Raw genomic sequence first — 20,392 nt, forward strand, 5'->3', positions numbered from 1 at the left:
AGTTTATAACGGTTTGAATGGTGAGCCGAAAGGTTCTATTTTTCCTTAACCCTCAACTCAACCTTCAGCACATAATGGCAACGAAATATATTTTCATCACCGGCGGTGTTACATCCTCATTAGGCAAAGGTATCATCTGCGCTTCGCTCGGACGACTTCTTGTGGCCCGGGGACTGAAAGTGACCATTCAAAAGCTGGATCCCTACATCAATGTGGATCCCGGGACGATGAATCCCTATGAGCACGGAGAAGTTTTTGTGACCGATGACGGCGCGGAAACAGATCTCGACCTGGGGCATTACGAGCGGTTCCTGGATATCAAGACCTCCCAGGAAAATAACGTGACAACCGGCCGTATCTACTACGATGTAATCAACAAGGAGCGCCAGGGGGCTTACCTGGGTAAAACGGTGCAGGTCATTCCCCATATTACGGATGAGATCAAATCGCACGTGCTGCAGCTGGGGGAATCGGGCGACTATGATGTGGTCATCGCCGAAATTGGCGGTACCGTTGGCGATATCGAAAGTCTGCCCTACATTGAAGCAGTACGCCAGCTCCGGTACGATGTGGGTCGCCAAAACACGCTGGCCATTCACCTGACGCTGGTGCCCTACCTGTCTGCGGCACGGGAACTGAAAACAAAGCCGACCCAGCATTCAGTCAAGACGCTCTCGGAAAGCGGACTCCAGCCAGATATTATTGTCGCCCGCACGGAACATCATCTTGACCAGAGTATTCGTCGAAAAATTGCTCAATTTTGTAATGTGGAGGTCGAAGATGTGATTGAATCGATCGACGCCCCGAGCATCTACGAAGTACCGCTGCTGATGCAGAAAGAGGGACTTGACGCCCGGGTTATCGACAAGCTTTCGCTCGAAAGGAAGGAGCCGGAGCTGGATCGGTGGATCGGCTTTGTTGAGGCGGTGCGCAATCCTTCTACTGAGATAAAGATCGCCCTGGTCGGGAAGTATGTTGAACACCGGGATGCCTATAAATCTATTGTAGAAGCTTTTATTCACAGCGGAGCCGTTAACGACTGCCATGTCGATATTGTATGGATACAATCGGATGACCTGAACGACAACAATATTGCCAAGAAGCTGGAGGAAGTATCGGGGATCCTTGTAGCCCCTGGTTTTGGAGGCCGGGGAATCGACGGCAAGCTGTCGGCGATAAGGTACGCCCGTGAAAATGGAGTTCCCTTCTTTGGTATTTGCCTGGGAATGCAGTGCGCTGTCATTGAGTTTGCCCGGAATGTCTGTGGCTGGGAGGATGCCAACAGTACGGAGTTTGACGAGGACTGTGAACACCCGATCATCGATCTCATGCCGGAGCAGAAGGAGATTGAAGACAAGGGGGGAACTATGCGGCTGGGCCTGTACGATTGCAAGATTAAGGAGGGTACCAAAACCCACCAGGCATACGGCACCGATTTTGTACAGGAACGCCATCGCCACCGTTACGAGGTCAACAATAACCTGCGGTACCGGTTGATCGAAGAGGGGATGAAGCTCTCGGGCGTAAACCCACATCGGGATCTCGTGGAGATTATTGAACTGCAGGAACATCCCTGGTTTATCGGTGTTCAGTTCCACCCGGAGTTGACCAGCACGGTCAACAATCCACAGCCCCTTTTTGTGGATTTTGTAAAGGCAAGCCTGGAATATGCCAGGCAGAATGATTTAACGAGTCCTGTCAACAAAGAAGAGGTTGTGGTTGGCTGACATGCCCGGCTCGCCCTATAAAGGACGAATTCGTGTTCGGGTCAGCGGCCTGCTGATCCGGGATGAGGCTCTCCTTATGATCAGGATGCGTTCTCCTGTAACCGGCCGTACCGTCTGGTTGCCGCCGGGCGGCGGTGTGAAGTTCGGAGAAACCGCGGAAGAGGGATTGGTAAGAGAATTTCGGGAAGAAACAGGACTCCAGATAGAGGTCGGCTCCCTGCGGCACGTCAATGAACTGGTGGCTCCCCCTTTTCATGCCCTTGAGTTCTATTTTGATGTTACCGGCATGGGTGGGGAACCATCACTTGGCAGCGATCCCGAACATTCCGACAGCGGTCAAATTATGGAAGAACTCCGGTTTATACCGGTTGAAGAGTTGGAATCCTACTCTGAACCGATTGCCCCGGACTATATACGAACCGATTTTGCGGCTGAGCAGCGAGCCGGCAAGGAGGGCATAAGCTATTCGCCGGAGCATCGCTGAAATCCGTATTTCATCTCTTGGATCATTGTTATACATTGGATTCCGTGAATTTGTCGTTTTTCCCATTCTCGGTTTTTACGTACCAGTAATTCTTACGTAATATTTTTATCCCATAGTAGATAAGGAGCCCGAAACCTGGGAATATGCCGAAACTGGGCAAAAAACGGTTTGGCAAAGTCCTTTTGCAAGTTAAATGGAATTGTAAAACTAATGTGAACTGACGCCCCTGGAGTTGCCGCAATCATGAAAATACGTCTTCAACAGTTAAACCAGACTATTGGTGACCTGGAACAGAATGTACGCTCAATACTCCAAGCCCTGGAAGAAGCTGTATCGGATGGAATAGACCTGTTGGTCCTGCCGGAGATGACGGTCTGTGGATATCCGCCCATGGATCTGCTGGAACGGGCGGCCTTCCGCAATTCAGTTTATGCTGCCAACGAAAGGATTATTAAAGCCACCACGGTAAGCACGGCACTTGTATTTGGCAGTATAACCCCAAACAGGGGCTTGCGGTTTGGCCGGCAGTGTTGCAATACCGCCCTGGTTGCCCGAAACGGAAAGAAGCTGGCACAGGTCCACAAAACGCTCCTGCCCACCTACGATGTATTTGACGAGCTGCGCTATTTTGAACCGAACGATCATTTTGAATGTATTGAAATTGATGGAATCAGGCTGGGGATTACCATCTGCGAGGATATATGGTACAATGAAAATGACATCCAGTACCACACCTACCGGTTGAATCCGGCCGAAGAGCTGGCTGAACGGGGGGCGCAGGCGATCATCAATATATCCGCTTCGCCCTTTACTAAAACCAAACCGCAGAGCAGGCAGCGGATGTTGCAGGATCACGCCCGGAACCTGCAGCGACCGCTGTTTTACTGCAACCAGGTCGGGGCCAACACCGAGCTTGTTTTTGACGGGGATTCGATGGCGGTCGACAGCCAGGCAAATATGGTGGCCCGGGCCCCCCTTTTTGAAGAGTGTTACGTGGATACGGCGTGGGATGTCGAAAACGATTCACTTGTAAATATTGGGCAGCCCCCTGCTGAAATACCGGAGAAGTCAGAAGGTGTTTTCAAAGGCCTGTCACTGGGTCTGAAGGACTACCTGAGAAAGACCGGCATTGCCGAAAAGGTTATTCTCGGACTCAGCGGCGGTATCGATTCCACGCTTGTGGCCTGTATCGCAGCCGAGGCGCTTAAGCCAGGCAATGTAATCGGCATTACCATGCCCTCGGAGTTTTCGTCTGAAGGCAGCATCAGTGACTCCGAACGGCTGGCAGAAAACCTGGGAATCGGGTTTCATCAGCTGGCCATTAAAGATATTTACGAGCAATATGAGGATACGCTGGAACCGTTGTTCAGGGGTACTTCCTTTGGGGTGGCCGAGGAAAACCTGCAAAGCAGGATCAGGGGCATGCTGCTTATGGCAGTTGCCAACAAGTTCGGGTATATGCTGCTCAATACCGGGAATAAGTCGGAGATGGCCACCGGCTACTGTACGCTTTATGGAGATATGAACGGGGGACTGGGAGTGCTGAACGACCTGTACAAAACCGAAGTATATGATATGGCCCGCTGGCTGAACGAGCATTATTACGGGAGGAATGTGATTCCGCAGTCTGTCATCGACAAGCCGCCGACGGCAGAACTTCGGCCCGGTCAAAAAGACTCTGACAGCCTGCCGCCCTATGAGGTGCTGGATCCCATTCTGTACAGCTATATTGAAAAGCAGGAGTCGGCCGAACGCATCGCGGAACAAGGTTTTGATTACGACCTCGTAAAACGACTTATAAAAATGGTCGACAACAACGAGTTCAAACGATTCCAGGCCACACCGGGTTTAAAAGTATCGCCCAAGGCGTTTGGCAGCGGGCGGCGCTGGCCTATCGTACAGCAATGGACGAAACACCAGTAGTGTTCCCCGGATCTTCTGCCCAAATTTAAAATCGGGAAACAGAACAACTTGCAGGTTACTCTGCACGAGCTGAAGTTCTTCATCCCGGGACCCCCGCGGTGATTTATCCCGCAAATTCGAATTGCCGGTGTACATAAGGTTGTGGAATTAGGGAGGATATGTTTAATTTTAATTCGGATTTATTAAATTTTCACCTAATTTGATATCAAATCTATCCTTAAAAGATTAAATCGGTACGGCATGCAAAAGCGATATCTGTGTATCCTAATTATGTTTCTAACAGCAACTGTTTTTACGGCTGAGGCCCAGAACCGGGATTCGGAGGTGGAGTTGGAGGAGGTGCCGATCGGTAAAAAGCTACTTCCCTACAACAATCCGTTGCAACCTGTGGAAATGGATTTTGGCGATGCAGGGGAACCGGAAGCAAGGGAGCTTGACGAGTTCCAGAAGGAAATAATGAACCGGATTGCGGGTATCTACCGTCTGCATGTGAACGCGATAGAAGCACAGATCAATAACGATCCTGTCAACACCGAAAAAAATATTAACAACGCCCTCTCCTCCATCCAGTCGTTGCTGGATGAATTCCCGGAGGTGCAGTCGGACAAGCGGTTTAACGAACTTTACCGGTCGGTGATGACCGAGTACCGCGAGTTTTACGGTATTGAAGACTCTTCCAGGGAGGTTGAAGGGGAAATTTTTGAAATCCAGGAAGAACTTTTTGCTGAAAACAATGACTGGATGAAAGAGGGATACGTGCTGCCGGAAAATATAACGGTAAATGAAACGGATGTACCGCTGGTACAGAACCGGCAGGTGAACCGTCACCTTATGTATTACACCATGCGGCGCCCCGAAGTGATGGAGAAATGGCTTCAGCGTTCGGAAAAGTATTTTCCCATGATGAGACGGATCTTCAGGGAAGAGGGCGCGCCGGAAGAGCTGATTCACCTTTCGATGATTGAAAGCGGGCTGAATCCGCGGGCACGGAGCTGGGCATCCGCAGTGGGGATGTGGCAGTTTATCCGGGCGACGGGCTCCATGTATGGTTTGGAGGTCAACTTTTGGGTGGATGAACGACGAGATCCGGAGAAGGCAACGCGTGCGGCGGCCCGTCACCTGGTAGACCTGTATAATATCTGGGGCGACTGGCACCTGGCGATGGCCAATTATAATATTAGTCCACGCGGTTTGAAACGGGCAATTCGGGCTGGCGGCGGCATTGAGGATTACTGGGCTGCTTATGACTATCTGCCGCGCGAAACCCGCGGATATGTGCCCGGCTTTATCGCTGCCACGATGGTCGCTCACAATCCCGTCGAATTTGGATTCCAGACGGAATATGGCGAAAGCGAATACGATTACGAGACGGTTGAGGTAGATCCCTTGATGCCGCTGGATCAGCTGGCAAAAGCGGCCTCGATAACAACCGAGGAGCTCAAGGAATACAACCCTGAACTGCTGCGTTGGGCTACTCCCCCGGGGAGCAGATATTCGCTGAAACTGCCCGTTGGTACGAAAGAGGAGTTCCAGGAAAACTATGAGAATATCCCAAGGGAAGATCGCAACCGAAACATCGCTATGCACACGGTACAGCGGGGCGAAACGCTGGGACATATCGCCCGCAAGTATGGCACATCGGTCCGCGCGTTGTACGAGACCAATGACAACCTTTCGAATGTTATTTATCCGGGGCAAAAACTGGTTGTTCCCCTTGCGCCGGGCAGCAACGAGAAGCTGGCGGTGAATCGCCCGACCCATCAGCCGCGCAGCAGCAGCGCTTCGAACACGCGATCTCGGGCAAAGGCACCGGCCAACACCACCGCAGTTAGTTACAAGGTCAAAAAGGGGGATACCGTGGGCCATATTGCCGAGTGGTATGATGTGCGCGCCTGGCAGATCCGGGGATGGAACGGAATTTCAAATTATATCCACCCGGGACAAACGCTGACCGTTTATGTTCCTGAAAGCAAGGAAAACTATTACCGGCAGGTCAACGAAATGCCGTTTGATAAGAAGCAGAGCATTGAACGAGAGCAGCGTTCAGGCAAAGATGTGACCCAGCTGTACGCCTCTGCTGAAGGCTCCAGTTCAAATTCAGGTTCCAGTTCTGGGTCTACGGTGTATACGGTACGTCAAAACGATACGTTAATAGAGATAGCGAATTCATTTGGAGTGTCTGTGTCCCAAATCAGGCAGCTCAACAATATACAGGGATCGCAGATCTACGTGGGGCAGACTCTTCGCATTAAATAGAGTTAGAAACAACGAGTAGTGTGGTTTAATGAGTAAAAAAGCAAAAATTACGGCTGTTGCCGGCTCCCTTGTCCTTTTTCTGATGGTGGCCGGTGCGGCAAGGTTACCTGATGTTTACTTCCAGATAAAAAAGAATTTCACCATTTTCAGTGAGGTATTCCGCGAGGTGTCCCTCAATTATGTAGATGAGGTGAATCCCGAAAAGCTGATGCGCAAAGGGGTCGACGCGATGCTGGAATCGCTGGATCCCTATACTGTATTTATCGACGAGGCCCAGAACCAGGAACTTGATATCATTACCCGCGGAAATTATGGCGGGGTAGGACTTGAAGTTGGATTTAGAAGTAACAAAATAGTGGTAATCGCCCCGATGGAAGGGTACCCCGCCCATCGCAAGGGTATCCGTACCGGCGATGTCATTGTCAAGGTTAACGGCATTTCGGTAGAGAATTTATCTGCCGAGGAAGTTCAGAATATGACGCTTGGCGAACCTGGATCTACCGTCTCGCTGACGATAGAGCGCTATGGCAGTGATCAGCTGCTCAATTTTGAGCTCACACGAGAGCGGATTGATGTAAAAAATGTGGCCTACAGCGGCCTGGTGGGGAGCAGTAACGATGTGGGGTATATATTGTTAAGCCGGTTTTCACAAAATACTGCCGAAGAGGTCCGAACGGCGATAACCGAGTTGCAGGATAGGGCCGATCTCAAAGGGCTTATCCTGGACCTGCGGAACAATCCCGGGGGGCTGTTGAATGAGGCTGTCTCCACGGTTGACAAATTTTTGGAGCCGGGCGTCAAGGTGGTGGAAACGCGGGGACGCCTGAGCGAACATAACAGCACATACAGAACCGAAGAACCCGCAATGGTGGAGAAATTGCCGCTGGTAGTTCTGCAGAACGGCGGAAGCGCCAGCGCTTCTGAGATTGTGGCGGGGGCGCTGCAAGACCTGGACCGGGCGGTAATTATCGGTGAACAGAGTTTTGGCAAAGGGCTGGTGCAGGTAGTGAGGCCCCTTTCCTACAACAGCGCGTTAAAGATTACAACAGCAAAATATTATATCCCGAGCGGCCGCAGTATTCAGTCGGTAACCTACACCCATGATGAAAATAACTCCCAGATCAACATGCCGGACTCTGCCCGAAAAGCATTTCAGACCCGGAATGGCCGAACGGTGTACGACGGCCAGGGGATTGCTCCTGACCTTGAGGTCAGGGAAGATGCCCCCACCCTGCTTGAAACGGCCCTGTACCAAAACAGCCACTTTTTCTTTTTTGCCAACAAGTATGCAGCCAATCACAAATCGCTGGACGCACAAACCATTCCCGACTCCATTTTTGAGGAGTTCGAGGCTTACCTGGACGAAAACGATTTCAGTTATGAGACAAGAACGGAACAACATCTGGAAAAAGTGGAGGAACACTTTGCCAGTTTGGATGCCAGCAATGCCGTTGGCCAAAGCTTGAGTCAGCTGGAGCAGGCCCTTGACAATGAAAAGCAGGAAAATTTGCAGGAGCAAAAGGAGGAGATTAAACAGATTCTCTATCTGGAGCTTATCTCTCGTTACCGGGGGCAAAGCGGAAAGTACGAAGCGTCCGTTCAGTTTGATCCGTTTGTGGAAAGAGGGATCGAAGTAATACACAACGCCAATCGTTACCGACAAATACTGGCAATCAACCAATAGTTTTTGGGTAAGGCAGATTTACATATCCATACTACCGCCTCCGATGGCCGGTTATCTCCCGAAGAGGTCCCCGCGTTGGCTAGTGAAAACGGGCTGGAGGTGATCGCCATAACCGATCACGATACGATTGACGGTTATTTTCCGGCGTCTGAAGCCGGAGAGAGGATCGGGGTGGAGGTCCTTCCGGGCGTAGAACTCACCTGCGATTTTAACAGCCGGGAAAGTCACCTGCTTGCCTATTGTTTTGACCCGGAAGATCCCGACTTCCTGCAGCTGCTGGCCCATCACAAGAAAGCCCGCCTCGATCGTATCGAGTGGATCGTCGGCCAGTTAACCCAGCAGGGGCTGGATATCGACAAAAATGAGGTGCGAGCCGAAGCTGCCGGTGGAAATGTGGGGCGTCCGCATGTGGCGTCGGTACTCGTCAAAAAAGGCTATGTAGGCAGTGCCAAGGAGGCGTTTATCCGGTATCTGGGCAATCACGCGCTGGGACCTATCCAGAGCTATTACGTATCGCACGAAGAGGCAGTTGAACGGATCAAGGGGGCCGGAGGGGCCACCATCCTGGCGCATCCGGGCGTGCTGTACTCCCGGGAAGAGATTGAGCAATGGATTGATGCGGGTCTTGACGGCCTGGAGGTTGTTCATTCCAGCCACAACTACGATCAGCAGAAAAAATACCGGGAGATGGCCGAACAGCACAATTTGCTTATGACCGGCGGAAGCGATTATCACGGCGACGGGGAGGGTTACCTGCGTAATTTTGGCGTTATCACGACCAGCCTGGCACAGGTTGAAAAACTCAAGCAGATGACCCGGCAGCGAAAAAAAATATCAGTTTAAAAAGTAGATAGATGCCAGTTCAACAGATTGAAGCAGATATAACGGATAGCACCTGGAAAATAGGTATTGTAGCAGCACAGTGGAATTCGTTTGTAACCGACAAGATGTTGGCGGGGGCGCTGGACCTGCTGCGCAGCAAGGGCCTGGCGGAAGACCAACTTGTGGTGGCGCGTTGTCCCGGTTCTTTTGAAATACCGCTGACGGTAAAAAAGATGCTCACAAAAGTGGATGGCGTAATTGCCATCGGGGCGGTTATTCGCGGGGACACCCCCCATTTTGATTATGTTTGTGAGGCGGTAACCAGGGGACTTGCAGATCTTAATCTCTCATCCGGCAAGCCGGTGGGGTTCGGGATTCTCACCACAGATACCGTTGAACAGGCAACGAAACGGGCCGACGCGGAATCCCCGAAAGGGAATAAGGGAACGGAAGCAGCCCTGGCCGTACTGGAGATGCTTTCCATAACACAACAAATTGAGAGCTTATAAGTTATGATGCTTGAATAACCGAGGATAAAGCACTAATATAATGAGCTTTTAAATAACTCATTAGGATGTCATTGAAACCGATTCAGCTTACAGATACAGAACAGGATGTTGTGGATAAGCAAAAGCAGCAGGATCTTGTTGCTTCCGGGGAGATCCCCCGGCATGTAGCCATCATCATGGATGGGAACGGTCGATGGGCCAAAAGCAAGGGCAATATACGCGCCTATGGCCATAAGGCAGGGGTTGACTCCGTACGCGACATTACCGAAGCGTGTGCGCAGATGGGAGTTGAATACCTGACACTCTACGCCTTTTCCACTGAAAACTGGGGGCGGCCCAAAGCAGAGGTCAATGCGCTGATGCGTTTGCTGGTTAACTCACTCAGAAAAGAGGCCGAAAACCTCCATAAAAACAATATTAAGCTGGCCACGATCGGGCAAATTGAACGGTTTCCCCAAAGATGCCAGGATGAACTCAAGGAAGCAGCCGAGTTAACGTCCGACAATACCAGGCTCCACCTGTGCCTTGCGCTCAGTTATTCAGGCCGGTGGGATATCACCGAGGCCGTAAAAAAGCTGGCCCAGGAGGTTAAGGAGGGGAAGGTCGATCCCGAAGATATTGATGACGATCTAATTAGTTCACACCTGTCGACAGCTGAAATACCGGATCCCGATCTTATCATCCGGACCAGCGGAGAATACCGCATAAGCAACTTTTTGCTTTGGCAACTGGCTTATTCCGAGCTGTATATTACAGAAACTTACTGGCCGGATTTCCGCCGAAACGAGCTCTATAAAGCCATTAAGTCCTACCAGAGCCGTGAACGGAGATTCGGAACACTGGAAGGAAATAAATCACAAAAGAAAAAGGCCGGTTCCTACGTTTAGTACACTCAACTTAATTCAGAAGTCTAATCAGCGATCAAAGAAAATTGTGGTTCAACGCTTACTTACCAAAGCTTTACTGTTTTTATTTCCACTAGCATTTTTCGTTTTCACAACGGCCGCTTACGCACAGGATACAGGCAGCGACACGCTTGATATTGAAATAAGCAACCCGTTGGAGGCGACCCCCAGTCAATATGAAATACTGAGCCTTTCGGTGGAAGGGGTGAATACTGTTCGTCCTTCGTTTATTGAAAGTACCAGCGGCCTTGAGGTGGGATCGACCATCACCATCCCGGGTGAAGATATCTCCCAGGCGATGAGGCGCCTGAACAGGACCGGGTTGTTTTCTGATATTGAAATTAACCAGACGGGAACTACCGCCGATGGGATACACCTGCAGATAAAGGTGGTGGAGCAGCCGCGCCTTTCTGATTATGAAATACGCGGTGTGAAGCGGTCAGAGCGGAATGATCTTCGGGAACGCCTGAATCTACTCTCCGGTTTTGCCGTGACCCAATCGGCCAAAACACAGGCTGTTAATACGATTAAAAACTTCTATAAGGAGAAGGGACACTGGTTTACCGAAGTTGATATCTCCACGAGTACTGCGGATACGGTGCGAAACCGGGTGACCATGTATTTCGATATTGACCCGGGTGAACGGCTTGAGATCAAGGATATCCGGTTTGAAGGCAATGAAAACTACGACGAGAAGAAGCTCCGGAAAACACTGGATACGATCCAGGAGGATCGATGGTGGAAGATTTTTTCAAAAAAGCTGTTTAAGCAGGAAGACTACGAGGAGGCCAAAACCAACTTGCGGACCTTTTACCGGGAGAACGGGTTCCGTGATTTCTACATCGTGGAAGACTCGGTTTTCACCTACAACTACAAGGATGACAAGGAAGGAGTCGGGGTCTGGATCAAGGTCAGTGAGGGTCCCCAGTACAAAGTGCGGAATATCACGTGGGAAGGCAATACGGTGTATACCGATGAGCGCCTGACACAGGCACTGGGTTTCCAGAAAGGAGAGGTGTTTAACGAGACAAAATTCCAGGAGAACCTGCAGTTTACCCAGGGAAATACCGACGTCACCAGCCTCTACCACAATATCGGGTACCTGTTTTTTGATGTACAGCCCCAGATTGATGTGGTCGCCGAAGATTCACTCGATATCCATATGAATATTGTTGAGGATGAAATTGCCACCATCAATGAGGTTTCGTTCAGTGGTAATACCAAAACCCATGACGATGTGGTGCGCCGCACCCTGCGGACTATTCCGGGAGAAACATACAGCCGCCAGGCGATTGTGCGTACAGTCCGCGAGCTTGGGACCCTGGGTTATTTCCAGTCAGAAAATATAAATCCCGTCCCCCAACCCAATTACCAGGACAAGACGGTCGATATCAATTATGAGCTGGATGAGTCGCAGAGTACCGACAATTTTGAGTTTTCCGGGGGTTTTGGCGGACGTGGGATCGGACTGATTCTTTCGGCGCGGCTCAATTTCAACAACTTTTCAATGGGGCGGGCGCTGCGCGGAGAAGGGTTTAACCCGATCCCCTCGGGCGACGGCCAGAAATTGTCACTTGGGGTGCAGGTCACCGGTGGCGGTTATCAAAGCTACAGTTTTGGATTCCAGGAGCCGTGGCTCGGTGGCGAACCCCTCTCGCTGGGCGTCAACTTCAATTACAACCTGATCAAGTACCGGAACAGCGACCTGAGAAATGAGCTTTTTTCCGGAAGCGTCTCGCTCGGTAAACGCCTGAAGTGGCCGGACGATTATTTCACCCGCCGAACGGTCCTTTCGTACCAACTCTATGATGTGGCCGGTGGCGCATCGTTTCTTGCCGAGGGGACTTCCAGCATTTTGAGTATTACCCAGCAGATAGAACGAAATTCGCTGAACAATCCGATATCACCCACTTCCGGGTCAAAGTTGTTGTTCTCTGCCGAGGTAGCCCCGCCGCTGCCGTCATTTGCCCAATTCTACAAGCTTAAAACATCGTATCAGAACCACACGGCGCTTGCCGGAAAGCTGGTCTTTACCAATACGATTGAGTACGGATACCTGGGATACCTGGGTTCCGGGCAGCGCAGCAACTTCCAGCGATTTATGCTGGGGGGAACACAGATGCAGCAGCGACAGAGCTTTATCAATGACAACATTGATCTGCGCGGGTTTCCCGGCGGAAATAACGGGTCAATCACCCCACGTATTGACGGGCAAGAGGTCGGTGGCCGACTTTACAGCAAATATTCCCTGGAATTGAGATATCCTGCTGTGCAGGAAGACCAGGTCCAGGTGATCCCATACCTGTTTAGTGATGCCGGAAATGCATACCTGAATATCGAGGATTTTGCCCCGTTTGATCTGAAACGGGCAACTGGAGTGGGGGTACGGATATTTCTCCCCATTTTGGGACTGGTTGACTTGAGTTACGGCTATCGCCTGGATGGACTGCCGGGTACCAATCCCCCGATCGAGGCAGGCGAATGGGAGTTCTTGTTTAATATCGGAACGCCATTCTGATAAAGATGAAATGCTTAACGTCACATAACTGGAAGCTGCTCTGCCTGGCGGTTGTCGGCTGCCTGTCGGTGGGTACAGTTGCCGAGGCTCAGGAGCAGAAGATCGGGTATGTTAACACGGACACTATCCTGCAGCAGATGCCCGAATACAAAGGTATTGATCAAAAACTGCGTACCCTGAGCCAAAAATGGAAGAAGGAACTGGAACAGATGCAGAATGAGATCGAGCAGTTAAAACAGGATTTTTCCGACAGGGAAATACTATTTACTGAAGAGGTTCGTAACCAGCGGCAGCAGGAAATTCGCCGGCGGATACAGGAACGCCAGCAGTACCGTGAAGAGAAGTTTGGGGCCGAAGGTGAATACTTTCAACAACAAAAAGTACTGCTGGAACCGATACAGCGCAGGGTCTTTAGGGCAATAAACGTCGTCGCGGAACGTAATGGTTATGATTTCGTATTCGACCGGGCGGCAGATACAAGCATGCTCTATTTCAGGCAGGAATGGAATCTGAATGATGAAGTGCTGATGGAACTGGATATCAACACCGGCGCAAATCAGACGAGCAATTAAGAAAAATAGTTAGTATAATCACACGCCATTATAATCTGTAAACCCTTTACATTTATGTTTAGAAAGCTACTTGCTACAGCTTTTGTCCTTTTATTCGCATTTACACTTACAGCCGTAGGCCAGGATCTGAGTATCGGCTACATGAATCCACAGGAGGTGCTCAGTCAGCTTCCCGAACGGGCCGATATTGAACAGCAGCTAAACTCTTTTATCCAGGAAAAACGATCCGAGCTGGAGCAGGAGAGTACGGCCTTTCAGCAGGCGGTAAGCACCTACCAGCAGAATGCGGCCTCGATGTCGGAACAGGAACAGCAAAAAAGGGAAGAAGAGCTGGCAACCCGGGAGCAGGAGCTGATGGAGATGCAGCAAAGCATCCAGCAGCAGGTGCAACAGCGCCGTTCGGAACTGATGGCCCCCATTTACAACCGGATGGATCAGGCAATTGCCGCCACTGCTGAGGCTAATAATCTTGATTTTGTATTGAATGAGGCAACCGGCATGGGTGAAACTATTATCTATTATTCAGCCGATCAGAAGCTAAATGTTACCCAACAGGTTCTGGATCGTATGAATAGCGAATCAAATTAATTTAGAATCATATTAAAAGAGCAAGAAATTATGGTTAAGCGAGTACTTACAGTATTAGTTTTTTGTCTGGCATTTTCGGGGATGGCGCTCACGCAAAGCGCACAGGCCCAGGATAATCTTTCAATAGGCTATGTTGACCCGCAGGCTATCCTCAGCAAAATGCCGGAAATGAAGGCGGTGCAACAGCGCCTTCAAAATTTTGCGGATCGGAAACGCCAGGAGCTGCAGGATAAGCAGACCAATTTCCAGGAACAGGTTACCGCCTATCAGCAGAAATCGGCGGTCATTTCCGAAGAAGCTAAGCAAAAGGAAGAAGAACGACTTGGACAAATGCAGGCTGAACTGCAGCAGTTCCAAACACAGCTTCAACAGGAGATTCAACAGAAACAGCAAGAGCTTGTAGGTCCGCTGCTGCAGCAGATTGAAGAGGCTATCAATACGGTTGCTGAAGAACGGGACCTCACCTATGTACTGAATACCACCACGAGTAACGGGGATGTGATTATACTGTACGCTTCTCCTTCGGCCCGTGAAAATTATGATATCACCGATTCAGTTATGCAGCAGCTAGGCATTTAAGCTGATTACGGCATTGAAAAACAGTTGAAAAGTGAAGCCCTGAATATTGCGTTCAGGGCTTCACTTTTTTAGACGAGGGCTCTTCTATAAAACAACGGTTTTGCAAAGTCTCTTAGACAAAAGTGCCAGTGGATTGAACCGGTTCCAAAATGTTACTTCATCCGGCGCTTCCGGTTTTTGATATAGTCTTCAAAGATATATTCTCCAAGGTTGTCGAGAGAGGAGAAATAGGCGCGCCCTTTATTAGCCTCCGTCAGCTCGCGGACAAAATCCTGCAGGTAGGGATCACGGGCAATCATAAACGTGGTAATGGTGATATCGTCCCGGCGGCACTTCACCGCCTCATCAAGCACTTTATTGACAATTTTTCGGTCGAGACCGTAGCTGTTCTTGTATATTTGCCCGTTTTCAATGATACAGGAGGGTTTGCCATCTGTGATCATGAATACCTGCTTGTTGGTAAATTTCCGGCGGTGCAGGATATGACGGGCCAGCTCCAAGGCCTGCTTGGTGTTGGTATGGTAGGGTCCGACCTCCAGGTAGGGCAGGTCTTCAATACTGACCTCCCAGGCTTCATTGCCGAATGCGACAATGTCCAGTGAGTCTTTGGAGTAGTTTCTCATAATAAGCTCTGAGAGCGCCATCGCCACCTTCTTTGCCGGGGTGATGCGGTCTTCCCCGTAAAGCACCATTGAGTGGCTCAAATCGATAAGTAATACCGTTGCGGCCGAGCTGTAGTGGTCGGTATCATGGACCCGCAGGTCATCTTCATGCAGGTTGACCTGGTCGATGGAACTGTGCTTCAGCATGTTCATCATGGTGCCCACGCTGTCGATATTGCTCACGTCATCCCCCTGCTGCCAGGGGCGGGTTTCGGGCTGTCGTTCGCGCCCTGTGCCGGTGTAATTGGTTTTGTGACCGCCAAAACTGCCTTTTTTCAGATTATTGAAAATCTCCTCGAGCGAGCGCTGCCGCAGGCTGCGTTCCGTTTTCCGGGTTATGATCATCGTCTGCTGATTCTCATCCTCCCGAATATATCCGCGTTCCTTCATCTCATCCATGAAATCAGCAATGCCGTAGCCCTCCTCAAACTGGTCGGTAAGCCCGTATTCTTTGTCCAGTTCGGTCAGCCACCGCATGGCCTGCGCCACATCGCCACTGGCAATCGTTAGCAGCTCCTGGAATAGATCCCACAACGTATCGAAAGGGGATTTGCCTGTTCCACGACTGAAACGTTCGTCCCACTGTTGGTACTTGAAATACATAAATAGTTGCGATCTGGGTTAGGTTTGTCGAAGGTTTCAGAACCAGTAATTTTGTCCGGGATCAACGCATGAGTTAATTCAGAACCGCAGTTTATATCCTATTATAGGGATTTATAATCTGCATAAATTCCGAGATTGGACAAAATAACGGTTTTACAAAGTCTACTGCGTATATGTTAACCAGTGAACAGCCTAAAACATTCAATACCGGCGGTTTTGATATGTAATATTTACAACCAGATGGAGAACTTCAACGACAGTTACCGCCTGAGCCTGAATTAGAAAGGAGAAGCAGATGCCTGAATATTGTTGGGAATAAAGCCGCGTGAAGCGAGATCGGGAATATTTACTTTGTTACGGCAATTTCAACCCGGTCGACCAGCATACCGCCCGGGATGATCCCCCCCGGAACTCATGGAAAGTTCCAGTCGGTCGTTTTTGTTCACGGCAAGCTTGCCGGCGGACTGGTATTCGGTCCATGAAGAATCGGTGACGGTCACTGAAATACGTTTTCCCGTGCCGGTATTTGTTAGCACCACGTTCCCCCCGTTGACAAGGGTTTTACCCCACAGGCGGAGCTCCACCTCCAGGCTTTTGCCAATACCCGGTATCTCCAGTAACGCGTGCGGGTAGAGGCATCCTCCTGCAATATAGACCGATTTTTCTCCCCCGGCTGGTGGGGTCTCATTTCTTATGTTAAAAGCAGCGAAGCTTTGCCAGCCGGAGGTATCGGCTTTGCTCTCAAATGAGCTGAAGCACAGTTTATCTGCCGATCCGGAGTTGAAAGGGGAAAGCGTGTTCCCGCAACCGGCAAAGAGTGCGTATGTGCAGAGGATCAGCACGCCGGTAATAAATCGTTTCATCGGTAGCTCCGTTTAATTAATATTTTCAAGGGGATCGCCCTCCTCTCCCACAAACTGAACCGTTCCGTCGCTGTAGACGTCAAATACCCACACATGGGAATTTATGCACCCGGAGGGACAGTCGCCAAATCCGAGTGTGTAGTAGTAACGCAGGTGATTGCTGAAAAACAGGACATCAATTTCATTGCCGTCCGTTATGCCTTCTGAACCGGCATTGACGATGTAATCCAGCGTTTGGAACTGCCTGCCCACGGCAAATACATTGATCGCCTTGTCGGACTGAAGTTTTACTTCTGCATTGGGAGTGGATTCCACTGCCTGGTAGCTGACTGGCTCAAGATTATATTCCTCCATCAGCATATCGATCTGTTCATTGCCGGTATCCGGCGCACCATTTTTCCAGGCACCGATCCACGGTGCGGTTGTATCCACATGAACTACCACCTGGCGCGGATGGGAGGGCATCTGAGCATGGATTTGATAATCTTCGGTAACCTCATTCGCTTTGGGATGCCCGGAGGCAGCCACATGTACAAGTCCATTATAGATCCTGTCAATCAACGGGCTGGGTATGGCTGTTTCGGTTGAATCGGAATTGTTAACATATCGAATAGCCAGTTTTTCAGCATCCTGTCGGTAGGCCTGCTGCTGTTCTGCAGAGAGTGAATCCTCGGGTGCCGGTACAATTTCAGGTCCCTCCCGCCAGTGAATAGTATCCAGCCGGGAGTTGGTACTGTCCAGCAGGCCGTCGCACGTGCTGAGAACGCAGATAGTCAGAATGGATATGATAAAGCGGGTTGTTCTTGCGCTGTTCATGGCTTGCAGATGATTTTTGATTTTACTTTTCTTGTTTCTACTGCTAATACACTTTCAAATGGACAGTAACTATGCGTAAGGGAGTGGAGTGATTCTTGCAATGGGGGCTTAATATGCCAACTGTATACTGAGAGAGGGACTGAATCCAGGCATGTTCCGCTCACGGATGGTATAGTCCTGTGCTCCCGGACGTTCAGGCTGGAGACTCCAGTCGATGGTATTGGCACGATCCATCAGGTTGATCAGGTCGAGCCTGATCTCCAGGTCAAACTGGTTGAAGGAAGGGGCGTAAACCAGGGAGAGATCCAGCTGGTGAAAGGGGCTGAGGTGGTCTTTTTCTGGATTGTTGAACGAATATTCGCCATACGGTCCTCCCGTTTCATAGTAGAGAAAGTTGTAATAAGCCTGCCGGAATCCCCAGGACCTTCCCAGGATGCTTTGCCATTTCAGGACGGTTGAAAAGCCGGGCATGACGTGCCAGAGGGCACGAAATTGGAAACGGTGGGGCTCGTTCCAGGGTGCGGGCACCGCATGCCCGAATTGCGAATCCAGGTCGATGCGGCTAAAATTATAATCATAGCCGAGCAACAACTTGAGCCGGGCATCGGCCAGAGATTGATTGATACGAAGACCGGCGCCCAGTGATTTCATTTCGGTGGTTTCGGCAAAAGCATTAAATCCGGATCGGTCAACGGAAATTCCCTGCAGCAGGTTACGGTAAGAGACCGTGTAGGTCGTGGGTTGCCATTTATAGAATCCCTCGAGGTCCAGGCTGGTGCGGGTGCTGGGTTCAAGGTGCAGAGAACCGCTCAGATGCAACGCTTCCGGAATCTCGTCGGCTTCGGCATGGGACCATACGGAAAATGAGGGTACAAGGGAGGTTGGACCGGGATTGGTAATTTCATAATGGTTGATAAACTGCCGGTAGATGCCGCCGGAGAGCCGGGCCGACCAATACCCCATCTTTGTATCCGGACGGTCGTACTGCAGGCTGGCCCGGGGCTCAGCGTACAGCTCTTTTGCAGGTTGAAGCAGCGTTAACCGGTTTCCCGCCGTCAGCTTCCAGTATTCACCGAGTATCCAGTTTCCATTCAGGTATCCGCTGTAAAAATGCGACCGCTGATCTGAAATCGTCGGCAGGTAAAAAAGATCGCTCAGGTCCACCCGCGATTCAACAGCATCCAGCCGCAGGCCGCCCTCCAGGCTGAAGTTCGGGCTTACACTGTAGCTCCCGTCAGTTCGAAAGATAAAATGGTCAATATGGTTCGAATTTCGCTGGGTAGGTATCTGGTTTTGTTCTCCAGCCGCCTGGAAGGTGGAATATACATCGCCGGCAGCCAGGTTGAGTTCGGGGAGGCTGGGGTCCTCATTGGTTCCTATGCGATAGCGGTGGCTGAACCGGTTGGAGCTGAAACTGAGCTGGGACTGAAGGTCGAAACGTGAAGATATAAAATGTTCGTAGGTTAGCTGTCCCATCACGTTGTTCCAGCGATACGCATCCTGGGCATACAGGTATTCCGGAAGTTCTTCAGCCCGGGGTGCCTGCCGGAGCAGATCAGTACTGACAAAATTTTCTCCGACATAAAACGATGAGGAAAGGGTACGGTAGGCATCGATATTGTACTGTGATGCCAGGTGGAGGTCGTAAAACCGTACATCGGAATGGTGTTCTTCGGGCCGGTACAGGGTGGCGTCTTCGTCAGAATCGATAAGCAGGTTGGTAACAAGTGGATCGAGGGCATCCCACTTGCGGAGAGTCTGCTGGAGTATCGGCTCCTGGTACAGGTCCCAGTAATTCGTACGGGCTGCTGCCATGATATCCAGTGAAGAGGAATCGTTGTTACTGAAGTTCAGGCGGGTACCGGCTCGTGCATTCAGGCTCAGGGGATCAGCTTGTACCATGGCATCCGGCCCGGAATTATTGCCGATGCGATGCTGCAGGTCCACCAGTCCCGCAATCTGGCTGCCCTGCGATACTCCATATCCCGCTTTATGAAGCTCTACCTTGTTGATGGCATAGGGACTAAATGCACTGAACATTTTGCCAAAGCTGTATGGGTTGTAAACAGGAACTCCATCCAGCAGAATACGGTGTTCACTGCTCTGCCCGCCCTGCAGGTGCAGGTCGGTCATCGGCAGTCCGTACTGGACCCCGGGGAGCAGTGACAGGCTGTGGATGGTATTCTGAATGCGCCCGGTTGGCTCCCACTGCGAGTCGACAGCGATCGTTTCTCCCCCGTCGTGATTAAATGGCATCTGCGGAACGTGGCCCGTTACTATAATAGGGCTGAAATCCAGCGGCTTGGGACGCAGGGCCACTTTTTGCTGCGTATCCTGGTTTGGCCTGATCTCCACTGTTTTCTGGACAGGATGATAGCCGACGTAGCTGAAGATAATGTTATATGTTCCGGAAACCAGGCGATTCAGGGAAAAGTTGCCCGCCTGGCTGGTACTGGTGCCGCCGGATGCATCGGCGAGCATGACAGAAGCGCCGGGCAGGGGATCGCCGGTCTCGCTGTCTACGACCTTCCCGTAGTACGAACCGTAAGCCGGTTCTTCATTCACCGTCTGCACGATGACAACAGTGCCGGAAGAGAGTGTGAGGAAGTCGAGCGGGGTATCAGCGAGAATGGTCTTCAACAACTCGGGGACTGGTTGTGCCTGAATCCGTTCATATATGGTGACATCGTTGACGAGTTCCGGATCGTACACCAGGTCGATACCGGTCTCGCGGGCAATTTCATCGAGGGCAGCAGTCAGGGAAACGCCCCTGAACTCGAACGAGTAGTTCTTTTCCGGCCGCTCTTGCGCATGGAGGGTACTCCCTGCCCAAAAAAGGAGGAGAACGCAGAGACAGGTCCGTAAAAAGCTGCTTTTCATC

General features: G+C 50.8%; 16 protein-coding genes. 12 read left to right on the plus strand and 4 right to left on the minus strand.

The window, feature by feature from the left end; all coding sequences use genetic code 11:
- The first annotated feature begins 74 nt into the window (after nucleotides 1–74).
- The 12 genes from ACG2F4_RS01935 (at nucleotide 75) to ACG2F4_RS01990 (ending at nucleotide 14,567) form a co-directional block, all read left to right on the plus strand.
- Complete coding sequence (locus ACG2F4_RS01935) at nucleotides 75–1,727, plus strand: CTP synthase (protein ID WP_395257756.1); 1,653 nt, start codon at nucleotides 75–77, stop codon at nucleotides 1,725–1,727.
- A gap of 1 nt (nucleotide 1,728) precedes the next feature.
- The gene (locus ACG2F4_RS01940; RefSeq protein WP_395258171.1) at nucleotides 1,729–2,211 is read left to right on the plus strand and encodes an NUDIX domain-containing protein; all 483 of its coding nucleotides are present in this window, start codon (nucleotides 1,729–1,731) and stop codon (nucleotides 2,209–2,211) included.
- Nucleotides 2,212–2,454: 243 nt separating this feature from the next.
- The gene (locus ACG2F4_RS01945; protein ID WP_395257758.1) at nucleotides 2,455–4,134 is read left to right on the plus strand and encodes an NAD+ synthase; all 1,680 of its coding nucleotides are present in this window, start codon (nucleotides 2,455–2,457) and stop codon (nucleotides 4,132–4,134) included.
- A gap of 270 nt (nucleotides 4,135–4,404) precedes the next feature.
- Nucleotides 4,405–6,390 (plus strand): LysM peptidoglycan-binding domain-containing protein, encoded by a 1,986-nt coding sequence (locus ACG2F4_RS01950; RefSeq protein ID WP_395257760.1) that lies wholly within the window; start codon nucleotides 4,405–4,407, stop codon nucleotides 6,388–6,390.
- A gap of 28 nt (nucleotides 6,391–6,418) precedes the next feature.
- On the plus strand, nucleotides 6,419–8,074 hold the full coding sequence (locus ACG2F4_RS01955) for a S41 family peptidase (RefSeq protein ID WP_395257762.1): 1,656 nt from the start codon (nucleotides 6,419–6,421) through the stop codon (nucleotides 8,072–8,074).
- Nucleotides 8,075–8,077: 3 nt separating this feature from the next.
- Nucleotides 8,078–8,917 (plus strand): PHP domain-containing protein, encoded by an 840-nt coding sequence (locus ACG2F4_RS01960; RefSeq protein WP_395257764.1) that lies wholly within the window; start codon nucleotides 8,078–8,080, stop codon nucleotides 8,915–8,917.
- Between the two features lie 11 nt (nucleotides 8,918–8,928).
- A complete protein-coding gene (gene ribH / locus ACG2F4_RS01965) occupies nucleotides 8,929–9,405 on the plus strand; it encodes a 6,7-dimethyl-8-ribityllumazine synthase (protein WP_395257766.1) in 477 nt (158 codons plus the stop codon).
- Nucleotides 9,406–9,470: 65 nt separating this feature from the next.
- Complete coding sequence (locus ACG2F4_RS01970) at nucleotides 9,471–10,292, plus strand: isoprenyl transferase (RefSeq protein ID WP_395257768.1); 822 nt, start codon at nucleotides 9,471–9,473, stop codon at nucleotides 10,290–10,292.
- A 46-nt stretch (nucleotides 10,293–10,338) separates the two neighbouring features.
- Complete coding sequence (gene bamA, locus ACG2F4_RS01975; protein ID WP_395257770.1) at nucleotides 10,339–12,828, plus strand: outer membrane protein assembly factor BamA; 2,490 nt, start codon at nucleotides 10,339–10,341, stop codon at nucleotides 12,826–12,828.
- Between the two features lie 5 nt (nucleotides 12,829–12,833).
- Entirely contained in the window at nucleotides 12,834–13,400 is a 567-nt protein-coding gene (locus ACG2F4_RS01980; RefSeq protein ID WP_395257772.1) for an OmpH family outer membrane protein, read from the plus strand.
- A 54-nt stretch (nucleotides 13,401–13,454) separates the two neighbouring features.
- Nucleotides 13,455–13,988 (plus strand): OmpH family outer membrane protein, encoded by a 534-nt coding sequence (locus tag ACG2F4_RS01985; RefSeq protein ID WP_395257774.1) that lies wholly within the window; start codon nucleotides 13,455–13,457, stop codon nucleotides 13,986–13,988.
- 30 nt (nucleotides 13,989–14,018) lie between these two features.
- On the plus strand, nucleotides 14,019–14,567 hold the full coding sequence (locus ACG2F4_RS01990; RefSeq protein ID WP_395257776.1) for an OmpH family outer membrane protein: 549 nt from the start codon (nucleotides 14,019–14,021) through the stop codon (nucleotides 14,565–14,567).
- A 152-nt stretch (nucleotides 14,568–14,719) separates the two neighbouring features.
- On the opposite strand, the gene ACG2F4_RS01995 is transcribed toward ACG2F4_RS01990, so the two are convergent.
- From ACG2F4_RS01995 to ACG2F4_RS02010, 4 genes are all read right to left on the minus strand, one after another.
- Complete coding sequence (locus ACG2F4_RS01995) at nucleotides 14,720–15,832, minus strand: VWA domain-containing protein (RefSeq protein ID WP_395257778.1); 1,113 nt, start codon at nucleotides 15,830–15,832, stop codon at nucleotides 14,720–14,722.
- A gap of 365 nt (nucleotides 15,833–16,197) precedes the next feature.
- Nucleotides 16,198–16,695, minus strand: a complete 498-nt coding sequence (locus ACG2F4_RS02000) for a hypothetical protein (RefSeq protein ID WP_395257779.1) — start codon at nucleotides 16,693–16,695, stop codon at nucleotides 16,198–16,200.
- Between the two features lie 12 nt (nucleotides 16,696–16,707).
- Nucleotides 16,708–17,511: a hypothetical protein gene (locus ACG2F4_RS02005; protein WP_395257781.1), complete on the minus strand. Its 804-nt coding sequence runs from the start codon at nucleotides 17,509–17,511 to the stop codon at nucleotides 16,708–16,710.
- Between the two features lie 108 nt (nucleotides 17,512–17,619).
- Nucleotides 17,620–20,391, minus strand: coding sequence for a carboxypeptidase-like regulatory domain-containing protein (locus ACG2F4_RS02010; protein WP_395257783.1), 2,772 nt, complete (start codon nucleotides 20,389–20,391; stop codon nucleotides 17,620–17,622).
- Nucleotide 20,392 lies beyond the last annotated feature (1 nt).

Origin of the sequence: Halalkalibaculum sp. DA3122 (genome assembly GCF_043951865.1) — a bacterium.
Classification (GTDB): domain Bacteria; phylum Bacteroidota; class Rhodothermia; order Balneolales; family Balneolaceae; genus JAMQKA01.